Source organism: Klebsiella sp. 141240 (genome assembly GCF_050600805.1).
GTDB lineage: Bacteria > Pseudomonadota > Gammaproteobacteria > Enterobacterales > Enterobacteriaceae > Klebsiella > Klebsiella aerogenes.
The window spans coordinates 63355-87051 of sequence record NZ_JAQIRK010000015.1; the positions used below are offsets into that span (position 1 = coordinate 63355).

Annotated in this window: 22 protein-coding genes, 2 tRNA genes and 1 rRNA gene; 10 read left to right on the forward strand and 15 right to left on the reverse strand. The window is 54.7% G+C overall.

What is annotated here, in order from left to right; translation table 11 throughout:
* Nucleotides 1-150 precede the first annotated feature (150 nt).
* From rho to trxA, 3 genes are all read right to left on the reverse strand, one after another.
* Nucleotides 151-1410 (reverse strand): transcription termination factor Rho, encoded by a 1260-nt coding sequence (rho, locus tag PGQ95_RS21135; RefSeq protein ID WP_002883293.1) that lies wholly within the window; start codon nt 1408-1410, stop codon nt 151-153.
* 86 nt (nt 1411-1496) lie between these two features.
* Complete coding sequence (locus tag PGQ95_RS21140; RefSeq protein WP_049245627.1) at nt 1497-1598, reverse strand: rho operon leader peptide; 102 nt, start codon at nt 1596-1598, stop codon at nt 1497-1499.
* A gap of 143 nt (nt 1599-1741) precedes the next feature.
* Nucleotides 1742-2071: a thioredoxin TrxA gene (trxA, locus tag PGQ95_RS21145; RefSeq protein WP_002883224.1), complete on the reverse strand. Its 330-nt coding sequence runs from the start codon at nt 2069-2071 to the stop codon at nt 1742-1744.
* Nucleotides 2072-2414: 343 nt separating this feature from the next.
* On the opposite strand from trxA, the gene rhlB reads away from it, so the two are divergent.
* From rhlB to PGQ95_RS21170, 5 genes are all read left to right on the forward strand, one after another.
* Nucleotides 2415-3680, forward strand: a complete 1266-nt coding sequence (gene rhlB, locus PGQ95_RS21150; protein ID WP_015368886.1) for an ATP-dependent RNA helicase RhlB — start codon at nt 2415-2417, stop codon at nt 3678-3680.
* A gap of 115 nt (nt 3681-3795) precedes the next feature.
* The gene (gene gppA / locus PGQ95_RS21155) at nt 3796-5301 is read left to right on the forward strand and encodes a guanosine-5'-triphosphate,3'-diphosphate diphosphatase (RefSeq protein WP_213317857.1); all 1506 of its coding nucleotides are present in this window, start codon (nt 3796-3798) and stop codon (nt 5299-5301) included.
* Between the two features lie 19 nt (nt 5302-5320).
* The gene (locus PGQ95_RS21160) at nt 5321-6238 is read left to right on the forward strand and encodes a LysR family transcriptional regulator (protein ID WP_087858713.1); all 918 of its coding nucleotides are present in this window, start codon (nt 5321-5323) and stop codon (nt 6236-6238) included.
* 131 nt (nt 6239-6369) lie between these two features.
* On the forward strand, nt 6370-7368 hold the full coding sequence (locus PGQ95_RS21165) for an amidohydrolase family protein (RefSeq protein WP_087858714.1): 999 nt from the start codon (nt 6370-6372) through the stop codon (nt 7366-7368).
* Nucleotides 7369-7430: 62 nt separating this feature from the next.
* The gene (locus PGQ95_RS21170; protein WP_396265072.1) at nt 7431-8153 is read left to right on the forward strand and encodes a DUF554 domain-containing protein; all 723 of its coding nucleotides are present in this window, start codon (nt 7431-7433) and stop codon (nt 8151-8153) included.
* Nucleotides 8154-8157: 4 nt separating this feature from the next.
* Here PGQ95_RS21170 and rep read toward each other — a convergent pair whose 3' ends face one another.
* Entirely contained in the window at nt 8158-10179 is a 2022-nt protein-coding gene (gene rep, locus PGQ95_RS21175) for a DNA helicase Rep (protein ID WP_087858715.1), read from the reverse strand.
* Nucleotides 10180-10291: 112 nt separating this feature from the next.
* Here rep and ppiC (PGQ95_RS21180) point away from each other — a divergent pair, with 112 nt between their 5' ends.
* Together ppiC (PGQ95_RS21180) and ppiC (PGQ95_RS21185) are read left to right on the forward strand one after the other, a co-directional pair.
* The gene (ppiC, locus tag PGQ95_RS21180; protein WP_032709514.1) at nt 10292-10573 is read left to right on the forward strand and encodes a peptidylprolyl isomerase PpiC; all 282 of its coding nucleotides are present in this window, start codon (nt 10292-10294) and stop codon (nt 10571-10573) included.
* A gap of 51 nt (nt 10574-10624) precedes the next feature.
* The gene (gene ppiC, locus PGQ95_RS21185; RefSeq protein ID WP_002883180.1) at nt 10625-10906 is read left to right on the forward strand and encodes a peptidylprolyl isomerase PpiC; all 282 of its coding nucleotides are present in this window, start codon (nt 10625-10627) and stop codon (nt 10904-10906) included.
* 98 nt (nt 10907-11004) lie between these two features.
* Here ppiC (PGQ95_RS21185) and ilvC read toward each other — a convergent pair whose 3' ends face one another.
* On the reverse strand, nt 11005-12480 hold the full coding sequence (gene ilvC, locus PGQ95_RS21190; RefSeq protein WP_015703965.1) for a ketol-acid reductoisomerase: 1476 nt from the start codon (nt 12478-12480) through the stop codon (nt 11005-11007).
* Nucleotides 12481-12635: 155 nt separating this feature from the next.
* On the opposite strand from ilvC, the gene ilvY reads away from it, so the two are divergent.
* Nucleotides 12636-13526 carry an HTH-type transcriptional activator IlvY gene (gene ilvY / locus PGQ95_RS21195; RefSeq protein WP_430919230.1) on the forward strand — a complete coding sequence of 297 codons (891 nt, stop codon included), beginning with the start codon at nt 12636-12638 and terminating at the stop codon, nt 13524-13526.
* Here ilvY and ilvA read toward each other — a convergent pair.
* The 6 genes from ilvA to ilvL form a co-directional block, all read right to left on the reverse strand.
* Entirely contained in the window at nt 13523-15067 is a 1545-nt protein-coding gene (gene ilvA / locus PGQ95_RS21200; protein ID WP_080924842.1) for a threonine ammonia-lyase, biosynthetic, read from the reverse strand. The two genes, ilvY and ilvA, sit on opposite strands and share 4 nt — an antisense overlap.
* A gap of 2 nt (nt 15068-15069) precedes the next feature.
* Complete coding sequence (gene ilvD / locus PGQ95_RS21205; RefSeq protein ID WP_430919232.1) at nt 15070-16920, reverse strand: dihydroxy-acid dehydratase; 1851 nt, start codon at nt 16918-16920, stop codon at nt 15070-15072.
* A 60-nt stretch (nt 16921-16980) separates the two neighbouring features.
* Nucleotides 16981-17910: a branched-chain amino acid transaminase gene (locus PGQ95_RS21210; RefSeq protein ID WP_008807980.1), complete on the reverse strand. Its 930-nt coding sequence runs from the start codon at nt 17908-17910 to the stop codon at nt 16981-16983.
* A 19-nt stretch (nt 17911-17929) separates the two neighbouring features.
* Nucleotides 17930-18187, reverse strand: coding sequence for an acetolactate synthase 2 small subunit (ilvM, locus tag PGQ95_RS21215; protein ID WP_015368897.1), 258 nt, complete (start codon nt 18185-18187; stop codon nt 17930-17932).
* Nucleotides 18184-19830, reverse strand: coding sequence for an acetolactate synthase 2 catalytic subunit (gene ilvG, locus PGQ95_RS21220; protein ID WP_430919234.1), 1647 nt, complete (start codon nt 19828-19830; stop codon nt 18184-18186). The genes ilvM and ilvG overlap by 4 nt, the downstream gene beginning before the upstream one ends.
* A gap of 140 nt (nt 19831-19970) precedes the next feature.
* Entirely contained in the window at nt 19971-20069 is a 99-nt protein-coding gene (ilvL, locus tag PGQ95_RS21225; RefSeq protein ID WP_001311244.1) for an ilv operon leader peptide, read from the reverse strand.
* A gap of 354 nt (nt 20070-20423) precedes the next feature.
* On the opposite strand from ilvL, the gene PGQ95_RS21230 reads away from it, so the two are divergent.
* Nucleotides 20424-21944, forward strand: coding sequence for a YifB family Mg chelatase-like AAA ATPase (locus tag PGQ95_RS21230; protein ID WP_430919236.1), 1521 nt, complete (start codon nt 20424-20426; stop codon nt 21942-21944).
* Nucleotides 21945-21967: 23 nt separating this feature from the next.
* Here PGQ95_RS21230 and PGQ95_RS21235 read toward each other — a convergent pair whose 3' ends face one another.
* Nucleotides 21968-22306, reverse strand: coding sequence for a DUF413 domain-containing protein (locus PGQ95_RS21235; protein ID WP_015368901.1), 339 nt, complete (start codon nt 22304-22306; stop codon nt 21968-21970).
* Nucleotides 22307-22424: 118 nt separating this feature from the next.
* On the opposite strand from PGQ95_RS21235, the gene hdfR reads away from it, so the two are divergent.
* On the forward strand, nt 22425-23246 hold the full coding sequence (gene hdfR, locus PGQ95_RS21240; protein ID WP_045389306.1) for an HTH-type transcriptional regulator HdfR: 822 nt from the start codon (nt 22425-22427) through the stop codon (nt 23244-23246).
* Nucleotides 23247-23348: 102 nt separating this feature from the next.
* On the opposite strand, the gene PGQ95_RS21245 is transcribed toward hdfR, so the two are convergent.
* From PGQ95_RS21245 to rrf, 3 genes are all read right to left on the reverse strand, one after another.
* Nucleotides 23349-23424, reverse strand: a tRNA-Trp gene (locus PGQ95_RS21245).
* 52 nt (nt 23425-23476) lie between these two features.
* A tRNA-Asp gene (locus PGQ95_RS21250) sits at nt 23477-23553 on the reverse strand.
* A gap of 56 nt (nt 23554-23609) precedes the next feature.
* Nucleotides 23610-23697, reverse strand: a 5S ribosomal RNA gene (gene rrf / locus PGQ95_RS21255); the annotation flags it as partial.

Below are 23697 nucleotides of genomic sequence, written 5' to 3' on the forward strand. Positions count from 1 at the left end.
GTATATATTTTAGACTGTTAAAGTCCTTTCTGCCTTACCCGCCGCGCATATCATACGGCAACGCTGGCGGCGCTTTTCCCGCCTGGATCATACAAAGCTACAAAACAAAACGCCACGCAATCGCGTGGCGTTTTTTCGGCGTATTCCGTCCTACGAACGCTTCATCATATCGAAGAAGTCGTCGTTAGTTTTGGTCATCGCCAGCTTATTAATGAGGAACTCCATTGCGTCGATTTCACCCATAGGATGGATGATTTTGCGCAGGATCCACATTTTCTGCAGCTCTTCCTGGGTGGTCAGCAGCTCTTCTTTACGGGTACCGGAACGGTTGTAGTCGATAGCCGGGAAGACGCGTTTTTCCGCAATCTTACGGGAGAGGTGCAGTTCCATGTTACCGGTGCCTTTGAACTCTTCGTAGATAACTTCATCCATTTTAGAGCCGGTATCGATAAGCGCGGTAGCGATGATAGTCAGGCTGCCGCCCTCTTCCACGTTACGCGCCGCACCGAAGAAGCGCTTCGGACGATGCAGGGCGTTGGCGTCCACACCACCGGTCAGCACTTTACCGGAAGCCGGAACCACGGTGTTGTAGGCACGGGCCAGACGGGTAATGGAGTCGAGCAGGATAATAACGTCTTTTTTGTGCTCAACCAGACGTTTCGCTTTCTCGATAACCATTTCGGCAACCTGCACGTGACGAGATGCGGGTTCGTCAAAGGTAGAAGCGACAACTTCACCTTTAACCAGACGCTGCATCTCGGTCACTTCTTCCGGACGTTCGTCGATAAGCAACACCATCAGCACGCAGTCAGGATGGTTGTATGCGATGCTCTGCGCGATGTTCTGCAGCAGCATGGTTTTACCGGCTTTCGGCGGCGCGACGATCAGGCCACGCTGGCCGCGGCCAATCGGCGATGCCAGATCCAGTACGCGGGCGGTTAAGTCTTCGGTAGAACCATTACCACGCTCCATACGCAGGCGTGAATTCGCGTGCAGCGGCGTTAAGTTCTCGAACAGAATCTTGTTACGCGCGTTTTCCGGCTTGTCGTAGTTAACTTCGTTAACTTTCAGCAGCGCGAAGTAACGTTCACCCTCTTTAGGAGGACGAATCTTACCGGAAATGGTGTCACCAGTGCGGAGGTTGAAGCGGCGGATTTGGCTGGGGGATACGTAGATGTCGTCTGGACCGGCGAGGTAGGAGCTGTCTGCTGAGCGGAGGAATCCAAATCCATCCTGCAGTATCTCCAGTACGCCATCGCCAAAGATATCTTCGCCACTCTTTGAATGCTGCTTGAGGATGGCAAAAATAATATCCTGCTTACGCATACGAGCCAGGTTTTCCAGCCCCATATTTTCGCCGAGAGTAATCAGCTCAGAAACCGGCGTATTCTTTAATTCGGTAAGATTCATAGTGGTGTGGGTTCTTAAACTCGGGGTAAATCTCGAACTTAATGTTGTGAATGGTATGGCAGGAACATCCATGCCTGTTAGCGGCTTCATCTCGTGTCTGTACGTTGCCTGGTCACAGGAAAGAACGCAGAACTGAAACGACAAGACGGAATGAGTGATAAGCCCGGAATTATTAGCCTCACGCGCATAGTCTGCGGGACGCTTTGGGTAAAACAAGATTCAAACAATAGGTATGTTTAAAACGAAGTCTGGAATTAACTTAGCACGACTCAGGCCGGGCGTCCAGAGTTCCACAAAAAATAGGAATCCGGACGCCGGAATGGCAAACCGATTACGCCAGGTTGGCGTCGAGGAACTCTTTCAGTTGGCCTTTGGACAGCGCGCCGACTTTAGTCGCCGCGACTTCGCCGTTCTTGAACAGCAGCAGCGTCGGGATGCCGCGGATGCCGTACTTCGGCGCCGTGCCCGGGTTCTGATCGATGTTCAGTTTAGCCACGGTCAGTTTGCCTTGATACTCTTCAGCGATCTCATCCAGAATCGGGGCGATCATTTTGCACGGACCACACCACTCTGCCCAGAAATCGACGAGGGTCAGCCCGTCAGCCTTGAGTACGTCCGTGTCAAAACTGTCGTCAGTCAGGTGAATAATTTTATCGCTCATATATAACTCCACAGGAATAAGCCTGGTGTGTTGGTGTCGCAGTCATCAACGACGTGTTGATGCTACGTTATGCACGCTATTCTTCAGGATGCCTCTTTTATAAGCTACCTGCGGGAATGGATCCACCATGGACCACCACCGCCGATGCTTAAGCGCACTGTCTGCAAATCAACCTGCGGCAGATTTACCGCCCCCGTTGCGCTTAGTAGTCTAAGCTTTCCGGGATCCATTCAGTAGCCGGAGACGCACCTTGAATAATTTCGTATATCGCCAACGAAAGGTTGACGTTATTTCACCGGATACGCTTTCTTAATGCAATAGTTAGCTGATATTCTACCACACTATGAGCAAAACACATTTGACAGAACAGAAGTTTTCCGACTTCGCCCTGCACCCGGCAGTTGTCGAAGCCCTTGAAAAAAAAGGGTTTCATAATTGCACACCCATTCAGGCTCTCGCCCTTCCGCTCACGCTGGAAGGCCGCGATGTCGCCGGGCAGGCGCAAACCGGTACCGGTAAAACGATGGCGTTTCTGACGTCAACGTTTCATTATCTTCTCTCTCACCCGGCCATCGCAGACCGCCAGGTTAACCAACCGCGCGCGCTGATCATGGCGCCGACGCGCGAGCTGGCGGTACAGATTCACGCTGACGCCGAACCGCTGGCGCAGGCCACCGGCCTGAAGCTCGGTCTGGCTTATGGCGGCGACGGCTACGATAAGCAGCTGAAAGTACTGGAAAGCGGCGTTGATATTCTGATCGGCACCACCGGTCGCCTTATCGATTACGCTAAACAAAACCACATTAATCTCGGCGCCATTCAGGTTGTCGTGCTGGACGAAGCCGATCGCATGTACGATCTCGGCTTTATTAAAGATATCCGCTGGCTATTCCGCCGCATGCCGCCGGCCACTCAGCGCCTGAACATGCTGTTCTCCGCCACGCTGTCTTACCGCGTACGCGAACTGGCGTTCGAACAAATGAACAACGCCGAGTACGTTGAAGTCGAACCGGAACAGAAAACCGGCCACCGCATTAAAGAAGAGTTGTTCTACCCTTCCAACGACGAAAAAATGCGCCTGCTGCAGACGCTGCTGGAAGAAGAATGGCCTGACCGCGCTATTGTTTTCGCCAACACCAAGCATCGTTGTGAAGATATCTGGGGCCATCTGGCGGCAGATGGGCATCGCGTTGGCCTGCTGACCGGCGACGTAGCGCAGAAAAAACGCCTGCGTATTCTCGAAGAGTTCACCCGCGGCGATCTCGATATTCTGGTTGCGACCGACGTAGCCGCTCGCGGTCTGCATATCCCCGCCGTCACTCATGTCTTTAACTATGACCTGCCGGATGACTGCGAAGACTATGTCCACCGTATTGGCCGTACCGGCCGCGCGGGCGCCAGCGGACACTCCATCAGTCTGGCCTGCGAAGAGTACGCGCTGAATCTGCCGGCAATCGAAACCTATATCGGCCATTCGATCCCGGTCAGCAAGTACAATCCGGACGCGCTGATGACCGATTTACCGAAGCCGCTGCGTTTGACGCGTACCCGCCCAGGTAATGGCCCGCGCCGTAATGGCCCGCCACGCAATCGTCGTCGTTCAGGTTAACATCTATGCCATACGCGAAATCTTTCAGGATGCGCCACGGAGATAATCCCGGGCAACGCGTTCAGATAAGTGGAATGGGCAACGAAGCCCAGTCGACACAGGAGCCGCCTGAAAGATGAAGAGTATGAGTTCCACCTCGCTGTATGCCGCCATCGACCTTGGCTCCAATAGTTTTCATATGTTGGTGGTGCGCGAGGTGGCAGGCAGTATTCAAACGCTGAGCCGCATTAAGCGCAAGGTGCGTCTGGCCGCTGGCCTGAATAGCGATAATGCGCTCTCCGCGGAAGCGATGGAGCGCGGCTGGCAGTGCTTACGCCTGTTTGCCGAGCGTTTGCAGGATATTCCTTCGGCGCAAATTCGCGTCGTCGCCACCGCCACCCTGCGTCTGGCGGTCAACGCCGGCGAGTTTCTGGCGAAAGCGCAGGAAATCCTCGGTTGCCCCGTCCAGGTGATTAGCGGTGAAGAAGAAGCCCGCCTAATCTACCAGGGCGTAGCCCATACCACCGGCGGCGCCGATCAGCGTCTGGTGGTGGATATCGGCGGCGCCAGTACTGAACTGGTGACCGGCACCGGCGCGCAAACCACCTCGCTGTTCAGCCTGTCGATGGGCTGCGTCACCTGGCTTGAACGCTACTTCGCCGACCGTAGTCTGACTAAAGAAAACTTCGATCTCGCTGAAGCGGCGGCGCGCGATGTGCTGCGTCCAATCGCCGATGTCCTACGTTATCACGGCTGGAAAGTGTGCGTCGGCGCTTCAGGCACCGTGCAGGCGCTGCAGGAAATTATGATGGCGCAGGGAATGGATGAGCGCATCACCCTCAGCAAGCTACAGCAGCTTAAGCAGCGCGCCATCCAGTGCGGCCGACTCGAAGAGCTGGAAATCGAAGGGCTGACGCTCGAACGCGCCCTGGTTTTTCCGAGCGGCCTTGCCATTCTGATCGCTATCTTTAGTGAACTGAATATTCAGTGCATGACGCTGGCTGGCGGCGCCTTACGCGAAGGGCTGGTCTACGGCATGTTGCACCTTTCTGTCGATCAGGATATTCGTAGCCGCACGCTGCGTAATATTCAGCGGCGCTTTATGATCGATACCGAACAGGCGCAGCGGGTTGCTAATCTGGCCACCCATCTGGTGGATCAACTGGAAAGCGGCTGGGAGCTGGATCCGCTTAGCCGCGATTTACTCGTCAGCGCCTGCGCGCTACATGAAATTGGCCTGAGCGTTGATTTTAAACGCGCGCCGCAGCACGCCGCCTATCTGGTCAATAACCTCGACCTACCCGGCTTCACCCCGGCGCAAAAGAAGCTCATCGCCACGCTGCTGCTCAACCAGACTAACGCCATCGACCTTTCTTCGCTCCATCAGCAAAACGCGGTACCGCCGCGCGTTGCCGAACATCTGTGTCGCCTGCTGCGACTGGCGATTCTGTTTGCCAGCCGCCGGCGCGACGATCTCCTGCCAACCATTCAGCTTACCGCCGACGACGAAAAACTGACGCTGACGCTGCCGGATGACTGGCTGGAAGAACATCCGCTGGGCCGGGAAATGGTCGAGCAAGAGTGCCAGTGGCAAAGCTATGTCCACTGGGCGCTGCTGATCGACGACGACGCGGCGAGGTAATTTCCGGCCAGGAGGGCGCATGCGGGAAGAACTGGATTTCAAATCACTACGCTTTTTCTCCGCGCTCTACCGTTTGGGGAATGTCTCTCCGGCGGCGGAAGCGCTTGATATCAGCCAGCCAACCGGAAGCCTGCTGCTAAAAAAGCTACGCGAGCACTTTGACGACCCGCTATTTGTGCGCGTTGGTCAACGAATGGCGCCAACGCCGCGCGCGGACGCTATCGCCCCCACTATTTTTACTCTGCTGCAATTGGCCGATACCGATCTGGCGGCTAAGCCGGAATTTATCCCACAAGAGAGCAACCGTAACTTCACCATCGGCATGACCGATATCAGCCAGATGACGCTTCTTCCTTTGCTGCAAAGCCAGATCCAACGGCTGGAAGCCAGCGACATCACCTTTACGGTGCTGAATATTGACGATCAAACGCTTAGCGCGCTGGAATCCGGGAAATGTGATTTGGCGATCGGGTATCTTACCCAGTTGCCGGATAGCGTCTATCAGCAGCATCTGTTCGATCAATCGTATGTTTGTCTGGCAGCGGACAATCATCCGCGCATTCGTCATCATTTCAGCGCCGAAGACTGGCGTCAGGAAAAGCATCTTGCGGTTCGCGTCAACGGCACCGCCCACGGTGATATTGATAAACTGCTCGCGGAACACAGTATGCCGCGACGCATCGCATTGACGCTGCCCAGCTTTTTAGGCGCAGGCGAGCTGGTTGCCGGCAGCGAGATGATCGCGGTGGTGCCGGAACAGCTGGCGCGCCACATCACCAGACGTTACCCCTGCCGCAGCTGGCCGCTGCCTTTCTCACTGGCTAACATCGCGATTCGCCAGGTCTGGCACCAGCGCCTGCACCGCGACCCAGGGCATATCTGGCTGCGCACGCAGATTGTAGGCCTTGCCGCCTCTGGCGGTTCTATTAGCATTTAAATCATAAAAGAATCGGCTGTATTAGTATTACTGATACGCCGTATTCTATTTGGTTTATTGCTGTCAATACGTCAAATATTTTAATCTCCTCGCATCAGTTCATATCGATAGAATAAGTAAAGGAACTTATCATGCGCGGAAAAATCGCTTTAGAAGAACATGTATCCACCCCTGAAAATAATCGTTTGTGGGATTCGACCGGCGAAGCTAACCGTAACGGTAGCGAATATATGCAAGATGTTGAACGCCGCCTGCTAGACCGCAGTATTCAGCTCGAAGAGATGGCGCAACGGAATATTGACCACGTCATTCTTTCTCTGACTTCACCCGGCGCGCAATCTATTTTAGATAAAGCCAAAGCGGTCTCTTTCGCTCGCGACACTAACGACTTTATCGTTGATAATTATGTAAAACCGAATCCGGATAAATTTAGCGCTTTCGCCACGCTGGCGTTACAAAACCCGGAAGCGGCGGCGGAAGAGCTGGAGCGCGCGGTGAAAAAACTGGGCATGAAAGGCGCGTTGATTAACGGCTATACCAACGTCAAAGATAACGAACATGGCCTGTATCTTGATGATGAATCCATGTTGGTATTCTGGGATAAAGTTAACGAGTTAAACGTGCCGGTGTACCTGCATCCGCGTGAACCGCTGGAAGGCCCGGCTCGCGGTATTTATACCGGTTACGAAAGCCTGATCGGTTCCGCCTGGGGCTTTGCGCAGGAAACCGCCGTTCATGCCATTCGCCTGATGATGAGCGGCCTGTTCGACCGTTATCCAAACCTTAATCTGGTGCTGGGACACCTCGGTGAAGGGCTGGTACACATGCTGCCGCGCACTCAACATCGTCTCTATCGTCAGCGTTTCGGCTGCGGTTTGGGCAAGGCGGAAAAACCGTTAATGCACTATCTGCAAAATAACTTTATTGTCACCACCAGCGGTCATTTTAATACTCACTCGCTAAATAATGCGATTGAAGTGATGGGTGCCGATCGCGTGATGTTCTCCGTCGATTATCCGTATGAAGATATTCATCAGGCCTGCGACTGGTTTGATCCATTGGAGATGGAAACAGGGCTAAAAGATAAAATAGCCTGGGGCAATGCCAGCCGCGTTTTTAATATCAAATAATTTAAAAAACACGCTTCAGGGTCTGATTTCAGGCCCTGATTTTATTACAGGGAGAATATAGTATGCCGATAGGTATTTTTGTTTGCAGCGGTTCATTACTCGTTGGCGCAATTGCAGGCGCCTCGCTCAACCGATTTATCCCGGACCACTTTAAGAAAACGCTACCGCTTATTTCCGGGTTAATCTCTATCAGTATGGGCGTGTTCTTCCTTAACAAACTGATCAATCTGCCGCCCATTGCGCTGGCCGTTATCATCGGCACGATTATTGGCGGCCTGTTGAATATTGAGAAGTGGATTGAGCGGGCGGGAACACAGCTGCGAACGCCCATCGAGCGCATTTTTCCAGGCCAAAACAACGCAGGCGTAGAAGCGGAGGATTTTATGAACCAGTTTATCGCGGTGCTGATCCTGTTCTGCGCCAGCGGTACCGGTATTTTTGGCGCCCTAACAGAAGGGATGACCGGCGACCCGACCATTCTGCTGACCAAGTCGATACTCGACTTTTTCACCGCCGCCATTTTCGCTTCCACGCTGGGCTACATTATCACCGCGATTTTTATTCCCCAGCTGATCATCTTCGTGATTCTGTTCTTCGCCGCCACGTTTATTATGACGTTGATAAGCCCATCGATGATCGCTGATTTTACTGCCTGCGGCGGTATTATTATGCTGGCGACCGGTTTTCGGCTTTGCGGTATTCGCCATTTCCCCACCGCCAACATGCTGCCGTCGCTGCTGCTGGTGATGCCATTTTCCACCGCCTGGCAGCAGTTTGTCGCCTGAAACGTTAGCCCTTTTTCGCCTTCGCCAGCATCGCCTTGATATTCGCGACGTTGGCCTGGCCTTTATGCATACGTTCTTCCGCAGAGATGACTTTCCGCTCCTGCTCCCAAATCAGATCGTCTTGCGGGAGCTCAAGCAGAAAACGGCTCGGCTCCGGGCGTACCAGCTCGCCATACTGACGACGCTCCTTACAGAGCGTAAAGGTCAACTCTTTCTGCGCGCGCGTGATACCTACATAGGCCAGACGCCGTTCTTCATCAACATTATCTTCATCGATACTGCTCTGATGCGGCAGCAATCCCTCTTCCATTCCCACCAGGTAAACATACGGGAACTCCAGCCCTTTTGAGGCATGCAGGGTCATCAACTGCACCTGATCCAGCTCTTCATCCGATTCGCCGCGTTCCATCATATCGCGCAGGGTAAAGCGGGTAACCACCTGCGTCAGCGTCATCGGCTCATCTATCTCGCTGCCTTCCAGCATTTCGGTCATCCAGGTGAACAGCTGGTTGACGTTTTTCATCCGCATTTCCGCGGCTTTCGGGCTCGGCGAGGTTTCATATAGCCAGGACTCATAGTCAATCCCACGAATTAAATCCCGCACGGCATTAACCGGTTCACGCTCGGTCAATTGCTGAATTTCCCGCAGCCAGTGGGTGAAACGAGTGAGGGATTCATACCCGCGCCCGGTCAGCGTCTGGCTTAACCCCATATCAAAGCTGGCGGTGAATAAGCCTTTATTGCGGCTCATCGCCCATTCACCCAGTTTTTGCAAGGTCGCCGGACCAATCTCTCGCTTTGGCGTATTGACGATACGCAGGAAGGCGCTGTCGTCATCCGGGTTGGTGAGTACGCGCAGATAGGCCAGCAGATCTTTAATTTCCGGACGCGAGAAGAACGACGTGCCGCCCGAGATTTTGTACGGGATACGGTTCTGCATCAGCATCTTTTCAAAGACCCGCGACTGGTGATTGCCGCGATAAAGGATGGCGTAATCTTTGTAGTTGGTTTTATTAATAAAGTGGTGAGCAATCAGTTCGCCTGCGACGCGTTCCGCTTCATGATCTTCATTGTTAGCGGAGAGCACCTTCAGTTCAGCCCCGTAGCCTAGTTCAGAGAACAACCGCTTTTCAAAGACGTGCGGATTATTGGCGATCAAAATGTTGGCGGCCTTCAGAATACGCCCTGATGAACGGTAGTTCTGTTCAAGCTTGATCACCTGCAGCGCCGGAAAATCCTGGCTCAGTAGTACCAGGTTTTGTGGCCGCGCGCCGCGCCACGAGTAGATCGACTGGTCATCATCACCCACCACGGTAAAGCGCGCGCGCTGCCCCACCAGCAGCTTCACCAGCTCATACTGGCTGGTGTTGGTATCCTGATACTCATCCACCAGCAGGTAACGGATCTTGTTCTGCCAGCGCTCGCGCACCTCTTCATTACGCTGCAGCAGCAGCGTCGGCAGCAGGATCAGGTCGTCAAAATCGAGGACGTTGCAGGCCTTCATATGCGCATCATAGAGCCCATAGCAGTGGGCGAAGATGCGGTCCCGTTCGCCTTTCGCGCCAGCCGCCGCCTGCGCCGGCGTTTTCAGATCGTTTTTCCAGTTGGAGATCGTCGAGATCAGCTGCTGCAACACCACTTTGTCATCTTCGATCAACCCTTCGGTGAGTTCTTTCAGCAGCGCGACCTGGTCGGTATCATCGAACAAAGAAAAGTTGGATTTCATTCCCAGCGCGGCGTATTCGCGTTTGATGATATCCAGCCCCAGGGTGTGGAAGGTGGAAATCATTAGCCCGCGCGCCTCTTTGCGCCCCAGCGTTTGCCCGACGCGCTCTTTCATTTCGCGCGCGGCCTTGTTAGTAAAAGTGACGGCCGCGATATGGCGCGCCTGATAACCGCAGCCGCGGATCAGGTGGGCGATTTTATTCGTAATAACGCGGGTCTTACCGGAACCGGCGCCCGCCAGCACCAGGCACGGTCCGGTAACGAATTCGACGGCTTGTTGTTGGCCAGGGTTTAAACGCATGGGAATATTGCTCAATCTTCGAACGGGGTGTGGATTGTAGCAGAAAGCGAGGCTGAGATTTACCGGCTGATGGTAAAGTGTCAGCCACGCAATTTATCCTAAGGCTCCGGTTATGGCAAAAAGCGCAGCGGCCCTGCATATTCTGGTCAAAGAAGAAAAACTGGCACACGAGATCCTCGCCAAGCTGGAACGAGGCGTCAGCTTCGATCATCTGGCGAAGCGCTACTCAAAATGTCCGTCCGGACGTCATGGCGGCGATCTGGGGGAGTTCCAGCAGGGCGCGATGGTCGCTCCGTTTGATAAAGCCGTGTTCAGCTGTCCGCTGCTCAAACCCTATGGCCCGGTACAAACCAAATTTGGCTACCATATCATCAAGGTGCTGTATCGCCGCTAGCGCGTGTTACTATGGCGCCCTGATTTATCCCAACTCAATCAAGGCGCAATCATGGCTAAAACAGCGGCAGCACTGCATATCCTGGTAAAAGAAGAGAAACTGGCTCTCGATCTGCTTGAGCAGCTTAAAAACGGCGCCGACTTCGGCAAGCTGGCGAAAAAACACTCTATCTGCCCGTCAGGAAAACGCGGCGGCGATCTGGGCGAATTCCGCCAGGGCCAGATGGTTCCGGCATTCGATAAAGTGGTCTTCTCCTGCCCTGAACTGGAGCCAACCGGCCCGCTGCATACCCAGTTCGGTTACCACATCATCAAAGTGCTGTACCGGAAATAAACAACAAGGCCTTCTCAAAGAGAAGGCCTTTAATGTTTGCCCCCTCTCCCTGTGGGAGAGGGTTGGGGTGAGGGCATCCGCCCGCACCTTTTGTTTTATCAGCCGGCAACCGCGATACGCTTCATATCGGTCATATAACCGCGCAGTTTTTTACCCACCGCTTCGATAGCGTGGCTGCGAATCGCTTCGTTCACGTCACGCAGCTGAGCGTTATCTACCGCGCCTTCGGCAATCGCTTTGCCCAGGTCGCCGGTCTGCAGGGTAGTCATGAACTCTTTCAGCAGCGGTACGCAAGCATAAGAGAACAGGTAGTTACCGTACTCCGCGGTATCGGAGATAACCACGTTCATTTCATACAGACGCTTACGGGCGATAGTGTTGGCGATAAGCGGCAGTTCGTGCAGTGATTCGTAGTAAGCGGACTCTTCGATGATGCCGGAATCAACCATGGTTTCGAAGGCCAGCTCAACGCCCGCTTTCACCATCGCAATCATCAGAACGCCTTTATCGAAGTACTCCTGCTCGCCGATTTTACCTTCATACTGCGGCGCGGTTTCGAACGCGGTTTTACCGGTCTCTTCACGCCAGGTCAGCAGTTTTTTGTCGTCGTTCGCCCAGTCAGCCATCATGCCGGAAGAGAATTCGCCGGAGATGATGTCATCCATATGTTTCTGGAACAGCGGCGCCATGATCTCTTTCAGCTGTTCGGACAGCGCGTAAGCGCGCAGTTTCGCCGGATTAGACAGGCGATCCATCATCAGGGTAATGCCGCCTTGCTTCAGCGCTTCGGTGATGGTTTCCCAACCGAACTGAATCAGTTTTTCCGCGTAGGCCGGATCGGTACCTTCAGCCACCAGCTTGTCGAAGCACAGCAGAGAACCCGCCTGCAGCATACCGCAGAGGATGGTCTGTTCGCCCATCAGGTCAGATTTCACTTCCGCCACGAAGGAGGATTCCAGAACACCCGCACGATGGCCGCCGGTCGCTGCTGCCCACGCTTTAGCAATGGCCATACCTTCGCCTTTCGGATCGTTTTCCGGGTGTACGGCGATAAGCGTCGGCACGCCGAAACCGCGTTTGTACTCTTCACGAACTTCGGTACCCGGGCACTTCGGCGCCACCATCACCACGGTGATGTCTTTGCGGATCTGCTCGCCCACTTCAACGATGTTGAAGCCGTGGGAGTAACCCAGCGCCGCGCCGTCTTTCATCAGCGGCTGTACGGAACGCACAACGTCAGAGTGCTGTTTGTCCGGAGTCAGGTTGACAACCAGGTCAGCCTGCGGGATCAGCTCTTCATAGGTACCCACTTTGAAGCCGTTTTCCGTCGCTTTACGCCAGGATGCGCGCTTCTCGGCAATCGCTTCTTTACGCAGCGCATAGGAGATATCCAGGCCGGAGTCACGCATGTTCAGACCCTGGTTCAGGCCCTGCGCGCCACAGCCGACGATGACTACTTTTTTACCCTGAAGATAGCTCGCGCCATCGGCAAATTCATCGCGCCCCATAAAGCGGCATTTGCCCAGCTGAGCCAGCTGCTGGCGCAGATTCAGTGTGTTGAAGTAGTTAGCCATGGTGATACCTCGTGATGTTGTGTTGTCGTGCTTATTGTTCGGTTCGCGTTTTGCGAGAATGAACCCACTATATGACAGGAATTTCGTTGCGAAAATTGATATATTCACAACATCACATTGCAATAACTGCAACGTTATTCTCAGGGGATTGAGCCATGGATTTACGCGATCTGAAAACCTTTCTGCATCTGGCGGAAAGCCGCCATTTTGGCCGCAGCGCGCGGGCTATGCACGTTAGTCCCTCGACGCTTTCGCGACAGATTCAACGCCTCGAAGAGGACCTCGGCCAGCCGCTGTTCGTTCGCGATAATCGCACCGTGACCCTAACCGAGGCCGGCGAAGAACTTCGCACCTTTGCCCAGCAGACTTTACTGCAGTATCAGCAACTGCGTCACGCCATCGACCAGCAGGGGCCGTCGCTCTCCGGCGAGCTACATATTTTCTGCTCCGTGACCGCCGCTTACAGCCATCTGCCGCCGATTCTCGACCGCTTTCGCGCCGCGCATCCCTCAGTAGAGATAAAGTTATCGACTGGCGATGCCGCTGATGCGATGGAAAAAGTGGTCACTGGAGAAGCCGATCTGGCCATTGCCGGTAAGCCGGAGACGCTGCCGGGCTCGGTGGCGTTTTCGATGCTGGAAAATCTTGCGGTAGTGCTGATTGCCCCGGCGTTACCCTGCCCGGTGCGCAATCAGGTGTCGGTCGAACATCCTGACTGGGCAACGATACCGTTTATCATGGCCGATCAGGGGCCGGTGCGCCGCCGCATCGAGCTGTGGTTCCGCCGCCATAAAATCAGCAATCCGTCCATTTACGCCACCGTCGGCGGCCATGAAGCCATGGTATCGATGGTCGCCCTCGGCTGCGGCGTGGCGCTACTGCCGGAAGTGGTGCTGGAAAACAGCCCCGAGCCGGTGCGTAATCGCGTGATGATCCTCGATCGCAGCGATGAGAAAACGCCATTTGAGCTGGGCGTCTGCGCACAAAAAAAGCGGCTGTATGAGCCGCTTATTGATGCGTTCTGGAAAATACTGCCTAACCACTAGCCCGCAAGGAAAAAGCGGAACGCCGGGTTATGGGTTTCGTCATGACACTCGTAGCCCAGTTCATTAAGACGGGTTTCGAAGTCTGGCTCATGCTCGCCAAGCTCAAACGCCGCCAGAACGCGGCCAAAATCGGTGCCGTGGCTACGATAGTGGAACAGCGAAATATTCCAGTGGGTGCCGAGGGTGTGCAGAAACTTGAGCAGCGCGCCAGGTGATTCCGGGAATTCGAAGCTAAACAGGCGCTCCTGCAGCGGTTTAGACGGACGTCCGCCGACCATATAGCGCACGTGCAGCTTCGCCATTTCGTCATCGGAAAGATCGACCACGCTGTAGCCGCCTTCGCTTAGCAGCTCGAGGATCTCTTTGCGCTCATCCAACCCGCGGCTCAGCCGCACGCCAACGAAAATACAGGCATCTTTGGCATCGGCAAAACGGTAGTTGAACTCGGTGACCGAACGGCCGCCCAGTAGCTGACAGAACTTAAGGAAGCTGCCTTTCTCTTCCGGTATCGTCACCGCCAGCAGCGCTTCGCGCTGTTCCCCGAGCTCGCAACGCTCAGAAACGTAGCGTAGTCCGTGGAAGTTGACGTTGGCGCCGGACAGGATGTGAGCCAGACGCTCGCCGCGGATGTTATGCTGGGCGATATACTTTTTCATCCCCGCCAGCGCCAGCGCGCCGGAAGGCTCCGCCACCGCCCGCACATCTTCGAACAGATCTTTCATCGCCGCGCAGATAGCATCGCTATCGACGGTGATGATATCGTCCAGATACTCCTGGCATAAACGGAACGTTTCATCGCCGATGCGCTTCACCGCCACGCCTTCAGCAAACAAACCGACGCGCGGTAGATCCACCGGATGACCGGCATCCAGCGCCGCTTTCAGACACGCCGAATCTTCCGCTTCCACCGCTATCACTTTAATCTGCGGCATCAGCTGCTTGATCAGCACCGCCACGCCTGCCGCCAGACCGCCGCCGCCAACAGGGACGAATACGCGGTCAATGTGGGCATCCTGCTGCAGCAGCTCCAGCGCCAGCGTTCCCTGACCGGCGATCACCATCGGGTGATCGAACGGCGGCACCCAGGTAAAACCCTGCTGCTGCGCCAGCTCAATCGCGCGGGCTTTCGCTTCGTCAAAGTTGGCGCCGTGCAGCAGCACTTCGCCGCCGAAGCCGCGAACGGCATCGACTTTGATATCGGCGGTCGCTACCGGCATCACGATCAGCGCCTTAACACCCAGCCGGGATGCGGAAAACGCCACGCCCTGCGCATGATTACCCGCCGAAGCGGTGATCACGCCATTTGATTTTTGTTCCGCCGTCAGGCCGGACATCATCGCGTAAGCGCCGCGCAGCTTAAAGCTATGCACCGGCTGGCGGTCTTCGCGTTTCACCAGAATCACGTTATCCAGCCGCGAAGAGAGCTTATCCATTTTTTGCAGCGGCGTTTTCTGCACCGCTTCATAAACCGGCGCGCGCAGTACCGCCCGGAGATACTCCGCCCCCTCAGGGGCGGCGGATAGGGGTTGCGATTCGGCCATTATTAACCCCCAAGTTTTGATTTATCGCGCACGGCACCCTTGTCGGCACTGGTCGCGAGGCTGGCATAAGCACGCAGCGCGAAGGAGACCTGGCGCTCGCGGTCTTTCGGCGTCCACGCCTTATCGCCACGCGCTTCTTGCGCTTCGCGACGGGCGGCGATTTCGGCATCGCTGAGCTGCAGCTGAATACCGCGGTTAGGAATATCGATAGCAATCATGTCGCCATCTTCGATGATAGCGATGTTGCCGCCGCTCGCCGCTTCCGGCGATACGTGGCCGATGGAAAGCCCGGAGGTGCCGCCGGAGAAACGGCCATCGGTGATCAACGCGCACGCTTTGCCAAGACCCATGGACTTCAGGAAGGTGGTCGGATAGAGCATCTCCTGCATTCCTGGCCCGCCTTTCGGCCCTTCATAACGAATAACCACGACATCGCCTTCCACGACTTTGCCGCCGAGGATGGCCTCAACCGCTTCATCCTGGCTTTCATAAACTTTCGCCGGGCCGGTAAATTTCAGGATGCTATCGTCCACGCCGGCGGTTTTGACGATACAGCCGTTTTCGGCAAAGTTACCGTACAGCACCGCCAGGCCACCGTCTTTACTATAGGCATGCTCCAGAGAACGGATACATCCCTCGGCGCGATCGTCATCCAGCATATCCCAACGGCAATCCTGCGAGAACGCTTGGGTGGTACGGATCCCCGCCGGGCCGGCGCGGAACATTTTTTTCACCGCGTCGTCCTGAGTCACCATCACATCGTACTGTTCCAGGGTCTGCGGCAGCGTCAGGCCAAGAACGTTTTTAACATCGCGGTTGAGTAACCCCGCGCGATCCAGCTCGCCGAGGATCCCCAGCACGCCGCCGGCGCGATGCACGTCTTCCATATGGTATTTCTGCGTACTCGGCGCCACTTTACAAAGCTGCGGCACTTTGCGGGACAGCTTGTCGATATCACTCATGGTGAAGTCGATTTCGGCTTCCTGCGCCGCCGCCAGCAGATGCAGAACGGTATTGGTTGAGCCGCCCATTGCGATATCGAGAGTCATGGCGTTTTCAAATGCCGCCTTGCTGGCGATATTGCGCGGCAGCGCGGAGGCGTCGTCCTGCTCGTAGTAGCGTTTGGTCAGTTCAACGATACGTTTACCGGCGTTGAGGAACAGCGCTTTACGGTCGGCATGGGTCGCCAGCAGAGAACCATTACCCGGCTGCGACAAGCCTAATGCTTCGGTCAGACAGTTCATTGAGTTCGCGGTGAACATCCCCGAGCACGAACCGCAGGTCGGACAGGCGGAACGCTCCACCTGTTCGCTTTGATCGTCAGAGACTTTCGGGTCTGCCCCCTGAATCATGGCATCAACCAGATCCAACTTGATGATTTTGTCAGACAGCTTGGTTTTCCCGGCTTCCATCGGGCCGCCGGAAACAAAGATTACCGGAATATTCAAACGCAGGGAGGCCATCAGCATCCCCGGGGTGATTTTGTCGCAGTTGGAGATACAAACCATGGCATCGGCGCAGTGGGCGTTAACCATGTACTCGACTGAATCGGCGATGAGCTCGCGGGATGGCAGTGAATAGAGCATACCCCCGTGACCCATGGCGATCCCATCATCCACTGCGATGGTGTTGAATTCTTTAGCGACGCCGCCCGCAGCTTCAATTTGCTCGGCAACCAGTTTGCCGAGATCGCGCAGATGCACGTGCCCAGGTACAAACTGGGTAAAGGAGTTAACAACGGCGATGATCGGTTTGCCGAAATCGGCATCGGTCATCCCGGTTGCGCGCCACAGCGCGCGGGCGCCCGCCATATTGCGGCCATGTGTGGTGGTGGCGGAACGGTACTTAGGCATGCTCTTTTTACTCCCATCTCTGTTTATGCAATGGGACGGTGCGTGCCGTCCCATTTTTAATCACTTACTTACCGGATCCAGCCAGCCCCATTTATCTTCCGTTTCACCGGTGAAGAGGCCAAAGAAGGCTTCCTGAATGCGTTTGGTCACCGGGCCGCGGCGGCCTGCGCCGACCTGGATACCGTCAACGCTGCGTACCGGCGTGATTTCCGCAGCGGTACCGGACATGAACACTTCATCCGCCAGGTACAGAGATTCGCGGGACAGCACCTGCTCGCGGACTTCGATACCGAGATCTTTCGCCAGTTTGATGATGGCGTCGCGGGTGATACCCGGCAGCGCGGAAGAGGTAAACGGTGGAGTAAACAGCACGCCATCTTTCACCTCAAACAGGTTTTCGCCTGCGCCTTCGGAGATATAGCCGTTAACGTCCAGCGCGATACCTTCCTGATAACCGTGACGACGCGCTTCGCTGCCGACCAGCAGAGAGGAGAGATAGTTGCCGCCCGCTTTCGCTGCGGTTGGGATGGTGTTAGGCGCCGCGCGGTTCCAGGAAGAAACCATCGCATCGATCCCCTGCTCCAGCGCTTCTGCGCCAAGGTATGCACCCCACGGGAACGCCGCGATGATAACGTCGGTTTTGTAACCGTCCGGCGGGTTAACGCCCATGCCAACATCGCCAACAAACACCAGCGGACGGATATAAGCGCTGGTCAGTTTATTGGTACGAATAACTTCGCGGCAGGCTTCCATCAGCTCGTCAACGCTCTGAGAAACCGGGAAACGGTAGATTTTGGCTGAATCATGCAGACGCTGCATGTGTTCACGATGGCGGAACACCACTGGCCCTTTGTGAGAATCGTAGCAGCGGATACCTTCGAATACCGAAGTCCCGTAGTGCAACGCGTGGGACATGACGTGTACTTTCGCCTCGCCCCATGGGGTCATCTCGCCATTGAACCAAATGTAATCAGCTTTCTTCGTCGTCATTTTTTTTATTCCTCTGCGCTCAGGCGCGGATTTGTTGTGATGTGGGTTGCTGGATCTCGACGCAGGCGACGTCGACCAGTTTGCGTAACTGACTAAACAGTAATTCGACGGGCCGCTGACTGGCAACGGTCAGTTCGATATTTATGTTTTGCGCATCCGACGCGGTTTCCATATTCATTGAGCAGATTTGAAAACCGCGATGGCGCACCACGCGCAGCACGCGTTCTAAGGTTTCGGGGTTGAAGCGAGCCTGTAAAGCGACCTGATGTTGCATCATGATAATTTCTCCAGCATTTCTGCATTACTGGCGCCGGGCGGCACCAACGGCCAGACATTCTCAAGTTCATCGATTGAGACATGAAGCAGGTATGGCCCCTGGCTCGAAAGCATGGTGTCGAGTGCCGCTTCAACCTGGTCTTTACGGGTGATGTGCTGGCCTGGAATGCCGAAGGCGCTGGCCAGCGTAAGAAAATCAGGATTATCGGTAAGCGTGGTTTCGCTGTAACGCTCCTGGAAGAACAGCTGCTGCCACTGGCGAACCATACCTAGACGTTGGTTATCCAGCAGCACGATTTTCACCGGTAACTGCTTACGTTTAACGGTGCCCAGCTCCTGCACGTTCATCATGAAAGAGCCATCGCCGGAGATACAGATAACCGTATCGTCCGGGCGGGCCACCTGCGCGCCAACGGCTGCCGGCAGACCAAAACCCATGGTGCCCAGGCCGCTGGAAGTGATGAAGTTTTCCGGGCGGGTATAGGTCATGTGCTGGGCCGACCACATTTGGTGCTGGCCGACATCGGTCGTCACGACGCAATCCGTCGGTTTGCGATCGGAAAGCTGCTTGAGCAACAGCGGCGCGTAGATTGCCTCGCCGGGATGATCGTAACGCCAGGCGTGCTCCGCGCGCAGCTGCGCGTTGTGCTCGCGCCACGCATCAATGGCCAACGGCTGCTGCAATGCTGGCAGCATGGCGTTTAAATCTCCAGTTAAAGCGACGTGCGCCTGGCGCAGTTTGTTCAGCTCGGCCGGGTCAATATCCATATGGATAACTTTGGCGTGCGGGGCAAAGGTATTCAGCTTGCCGGTCACCCGGTCATCAAAACGGGCGCCGACGGCGATCAATAAATCGCACTCCTGCACCGCCAGGTTTGCTGCCTTGGTTCCGTGCATACCCAGCATGCCAAGGTAATACGGATAATCCGCGGCGACGGCGCCCAACCCTTTCAGAGTGCAGGTTACCGGCATCTGCGTCACCGCCAGAAATTCGCGCACGGCCGGTACCGCTTGCGCCATTCCGACGCCGCCGCCCACGTACAGCATCGGCTTATGGGACTGTGCAAGCATCGCTAACGCCTGCTCGACTTGTGTGTGAGGGAACTCAACATCGTCAGGAACGGTAGAGAAATGCGGATCTAATTCGCCTTTAGCCAGCTGGATATCCTTAGGGATATCAACCAGTACCGGGCCAGGACGGCCTGAGTTTGCCACCTGGAAAGCTTCCGCGATCACGCGCGGCAGCTCTTCCAACGACTGCACGAGGAAACTGTGTTTGGTGCAGGCCAGCGACAAACCGAGAACGTCCACTTCCTGAAAAGCATCGGTGCCGATAAATGGCGCCGCCACTTGACCGGTGATGGCGACAACAGGCACAGAATCAAGTAACGCGTCAGCCAAACCGGTGATCAGGTTGGTGGCGCCAGGGCCGGAAGTGGCGATGCAAACTCCAGTCTTGCCGGTCGCGCGGGCATAACCGATGGCGGCCATTGCGGCGCCTTGCTCGTGCCGACACAGCAGGTGTTCCACGCCGCCATCATACAAAGCATCGTAAACCGGCATAATCGCGCCACCCGGATAGCCAAATACCGTGTCGACCCCCTGTGTTCGCAAAGCATGTACCACCCACTGCGCCCCGTTCATAGTTACTTCCCCGTCATAGATCGGGAGAAACAGAATTTTATGCTAAAACTCATCTTCTGCTCCTCGCTTATGTTTTTTAAGTTATAAAAAAACCCCCGGACCTTTCGGTGCGGGGGTCTTAGTTCGTTAAGGCTTGATTTCTAAGCCTTTCCTCGTCCAAGTGCAGCCCCGCACGGTGGGATAATAATCACCACCACGCTAATCACGACCAGGCTAATCACTCGTAGAAGGGCTGTCATTTTCTGTTCTTTCTGGCTTCTTGTTCGAAGGAATACCTAAAGAGTTACCACAGACATCACATTAAGCACAAGATTTTTTTATGTTCCATTTTCTGATCTTGCTAACGATTTTTATTAAACCAGTTGTTTTTAAAAAGAAAAAAATTAAATGAAAAAAATTCAGCTTATTCTCGCGTTTGCATCCGTGTTTTACGGCATTAAAACGGCGTCATGACGGATTTGCGTATGCCCTCGCAAGATAATAAAAATGCAAAACTTTGCAGACAATTGTCTGGAACAGGCGTCGTAAAGTTAAATATTCCCAGGTTCATGAAACTCTATGAATAGACATAATCATTCCGCTCAGGAGGCGTTATGTCACTCGCAATTGTCTATACCCGCGCGGCGCTCGGGGTCAGCGCGCCGCTAATTACCGTCGAAGTCCATATCAGCAACGGACTCCCCGGTTTGACGATGGTCGGTCTGCCGGAAACCACGGTAAAGGAAGCCCGCGATCGGGTACGTAGCGCCATTATTAACAGCGGCTACAGCTATCCGGCAAAGAAGATAACCATAAACCTTGCGCCAGCCGATCTGCCGAAAGAGGGCGGGAGATATGATTTACCTATCGCTCTCGCGCTCCTGGTCGCTTCGCAGCAGCTTGCCGCCCCGAAACTTAATCAGTATGAGTTTATTGGCGAATTAGCGCTTACAGGCGCATTACGCGGCGTTCCTGGGGCAATATCCAGCGCTATGGAAGCGATAAAAGCCGGAAGGCAGATTGTCGTTGCTGGAGATAACGCCGAAGAGGTCGGCTTGATTAACGGCAATGAGTGCCTTATAGCAGGGCACCTGCAGGAAGTCTGTGCGTTTCTGGAAGGGAAACATACTCTGCAGCCGCCGACTGGTGAAATAACTGCGGGAGAGGACGATTATGACGATCTCGGCGATGTCATTGGCCAACAGCAGGGAAAACGCGCGCTGGAGATAGTCGCAGCGGGCGGTCACAATTTACTCTTGATGGGTCCACCGGGTACAGGAAAGACGATGCTCGCCAGCCGTTTGCCGGGGCTTTTACCGCCGCTAAGCAACCAGGAAGCGTTGGAAAGCGCGGCCATCCTCAGCCTCGTCAATGCTCATTACGTCACGCGTCAGTGGCGTCGGCGGCCTTTTCGCGCCCCTCACCATAGCGCGTCGCTAACGGCGATGGTCGGCGGCGGCTCAATCCCGGCCCCTGGAGAGATCTCTCTCGCGCATAACGGTATTCTGTTTCTTGATGAACTACCTGAATTCGAGCGTCGGGTTCTGGATGCACTACGAGAGCCCATTGAATCAGGAAAAATTCATCTTTCCCGCACTCGGGCTAAGATTGACTATCCTGCGCGATTTCAGTTGATTGCCGCCATGAATCCCAGCCCAACAGGACATTACCAGGGTCAGCATAATCGGGCCACACCGGAACAGACCCTGCGCTACCTGGGCCGATTGTCAGGGCCATTTCTCGACCGCTTCGATCTCTCGCTTGAGATTCCACTTCCTCCACCGGGCGTATTAAGCCGGGGCGGCGTTGGCGAAGAGCGAAGCGCCACCATTCGTCTACGGGTATTCGCGGCGCGCGACAGACAGATCGCACGGCAGAATAAACTTAATGCACAACTGGATAGCGGGGAGATAAAAGTCTGGTGCAAGCTGAAAGAAGACGACGCGATATGGCTGGAACAGACGCTCTCAGCGTTAGGGCTCTCAATCCGCGCATGGCAACGTTTACTGAAAGTTGCGCGTACTATCGCCGATCTGAATGAGGATAGGGATATCGAACGTCATCATTTGCAGGAGGCGCTAAGCTACCGGGCTATCGACCGTATGTTAAATCACCTGCAGACGCTGATGGCATAAAAAAAGGGCTTTCGCCCTTTTTTTTAATCGTCGCTTTCTGTGTAGTCTTCAGCGCCTTCAACCTGCGGCTTGCCGCCAGATAAAGTATGAAAACGCTTCGGACGTTTGATTCGCGCCATATACTTAATCCAAACGCGTTCCGCTTCGGTTACCGGCTCACGTTCGCCGTGGCATACCGCAACGAATTGTTTTTCATCTTCGGTAACAGGCTCGCGTTTACCCAATTCCAGCTCATTAAAGGCGTAACCATGACGTTCAAGCAGTTGCGCCTCTTTGATGGTGAAATCACCGTGACGGGAGAACCCGCGTGGATAATTTTTATTGTCGAAAAAACGATTAGTCGTCGTAAAGCTTTCCGCCATCCTACACGCTCCTGATTCTTTGGCCGAGCTATTTATGGCGCGGAGTATTAGTTACGCTTGACAGAGCGTCAAACAAAACATTTAAATCATCACGACAAATAATTTTGCGGAGAAGAGTGTGGACACGGAATTGCTCAAAACTTTCCTTGAAGTGAGCAGAACTCGCCACTTTGGCCGGGCAGCGGAAGCGCTTTATTTAACACAATCAGCGGTTAGCTTCCGCATTCGTCAGTTGGAGAACCAGCTGGGCGTAAATTTATTCACCCGCCATCGTAACAATATTCGTCTGACGTCAGCCGGCGAAAAGCTCCTGCCCTATGCAGAAACGTTGATGAATACCTGGCAGGCCGCGCGTAAGGAGGTCGCCCACTCTTCTCGCCATAATGAATTTTCGATCGGCGCCAGCGCGTCGCTATGGGAATGCCTGTTAAACGGTTGGCTGGGAACTCTATACAAAGATCCCTATAACCTGCAATTTGAGGCGCGGATAGCTCAGCGCCAGTCATTAGTTAAGCAGTTGCATGAACGCCAACTCGATCTCCTGATCACCACTGAATCACCGAAGATGGATGAATTAAGCAGCCAGTTATTGGGTCATTTCACCCTGGCGCTCTATTGTGCCGCACCGGGAAAAAATAAGAATGATTTGAACTATCTGCGACTGGAATGGGGGCCGGATTTCCAGCAAAACGAAGTAGGTTTGATCGGCAGCGATGATGTACCCCTGTTGACGACGAGTTCCGCAGAACTGGCTTATCAGCAACTCAGTACGCTGAATGGTTGTACATGGTTACCCGTTAGTTGGGCACAGCAGAAAACCGGCCTGCACACGGTGACCGATAGCGCGACGCTTTCACGTCCTCTGTATGCCATCTGGCTACAAAATAGCGATAAGCAGGCCCATATTCGCGAGATTCTGAAAAGCAGCATCCTGGAATAGCGATCTGACTCCATGGACGGAGTGACAAAACAACAGGAAAGGCAGAGTAAGAGGAGAAATTAAAGACAAAAAAAATCCTTTGCCGAAGCAAAGGATTATATATGGCAGGGGCGGAGAGACTCGAACTCGCGACACCCGGTTTTGGAGACCGGTGCTCTACCAACTGAGCTACGCCCCTAAATCTTTCTCGCTATTAAGCCCGCTAATATAGCAGGCTTAATATAAATAAGTGGCGGAACGGACGGGACTCGAACCCGCGACCCCCTGCGTGACAGGCAGGTATTCTAACCGACTGAACTACCGCTCCACCGAATTTTTTCTACATCTACCGGTTTAATGCCCCGGTTTTACTGCAAATTTGATGCCTGGCAGTTCCCTACTCTCACATGGGGAGACCCCACACTACCATCGGCGCTACGGCGTTTCACTTCTGAGTTCGGCATGGGGTCAG

Coding starts and splice junctions, on each gene's coding strand:
- rho (WP_002883293.1), bottom strand. CDS start 1,410: ATGAATCTTACCGAATTAAAGAATACGCCGGTTTCTGAGCTGATTACT.
- PGQ95_RS21140 (WP_049245627.1), bottom strand. CDS start 1,598: ATGCGCGTGAGGCTAATAATTCCGGGCTTATCACTCATTCCGTCTTGT.
- trxA (WP_002883224.1), bottom strand. CDS start 2,071: ATGAGCGATAAAATTATTCACCTGACTGACGACAGTTTTGACACGGAC.
- rhlB (WP_015368886.1), top strand. CDS start 2,415: ATGAGCAAAACACATTTGACAGAACAGAAGTTTTCCGACTTCGCCCTG.
- gppA (WP_213317857.1), top strand. CDS start 3,796: ATGAAGAGTATGAGTTCCACCTCGCTGTATGCCGCCATCGACCTTGGC.
- PGQ95_RS21160 (WP_087858713.1), top strand. CDS start 5,321: ATGCGGGAAGAACTGGATTTCAAATCACTACGCTTTTTCTCCGCGCTC.
- PGQ95_RS21165 (WP_087858714.1), top strand. CDS start 6,370: ATGCGCGGAAAAATCGCTTTAGAAGAACATGTATCCACCCCTGAAAAT.
- PGQ95_RS21170 (WP_396265072.1), top strand. CDS start 7,431: ATGCCGATAGGTATTTTTGTTTGCAGCGGTTCATTACTCGTTGGCGCA.
- rep (WP_087858715.1), bottom strand. CDS start 10,179: ATGCGTTTAAACCCTGGCCAACAACAAGCCGTCGAATTCGTTACCGGA.
- ppiC (WP_032709514.1), top strand. CDS start 10,292: ATGGCAAAAAGCGCAGCGGCCCTGCATATTCTGGTCAAAGAAGAAAAA.
- ppiC (WP_002883180.1), top strand. CDS start 10,625: ATGGCTAAAACAGCGGCAGCACTGCATATCCTGGTAAAAGAAGAGAAA.
- ilvC (WP_015703965.1), bottom strand. CDS start 12,480: ATGGCTAACTACTTCAACACACTGAATCTGCGCCAGCAGCTGGCTCAG.
- ilvY (WP_430919230.1), top strand. CDS start 12,636: ATGGATTTACGCGATCTGAAAACCTTTCTGCATCTGGCGGAAAGCCGC.
- ilvA (WP_080924842.1), bottom strand. CDS start 15,067: ATGGCCGAATCGCAACCCCTATCCGCCGCCCCTGAGGGGGCGGAGTAT.
- ilvD (WP_430919232.1), bottom strand. CDS start 16,920: ATGCCTAAGTACCGTTCCGCCACCACCACACATGGCCGCAATATGGCG.
- PGQ95_RS21210 (WP_008807980.1), bottom strand. CDS start 17,910: ATGACGACGAAGAAAGCTGATTACATTTGGTTCAATGGCGAGATGACC.
- ilvM (WP_015368897.1), bottom strand. CDS start 18,187: ATGATGCAACATCAGGTCGCTTTACAGGCTCGCTTCAACCCCGAAACC.
- ilvG (WP_430919234.1), bottom strand. CDS start 19,830: ATGAACGGGGCGCAGTGGGTGGTACATGCTTTGCGAACACAGGGGGTC.
- ilvL (WP_001311244.1), bottom strand. CDS start 20,069: ATGACAGCCCTTCTACGAGTGATTAGCCTGGTCGTGATTAGCGTGGTG.
- PGQ95_RS21230 (WP_430919236.1), top strand. CDS start 20,424: ATGTCACTCGCAATTGTCTATACCCGCGCGGCGCTCGGGGTCAGCGCG.
- PGQ95_RS21235 (WP_015368901.1), bottom strand. CDS start 22,306: ATGGCGGAAAGCTTTACGACGACTAATCGTTTTTTCGACAATAAAAAT.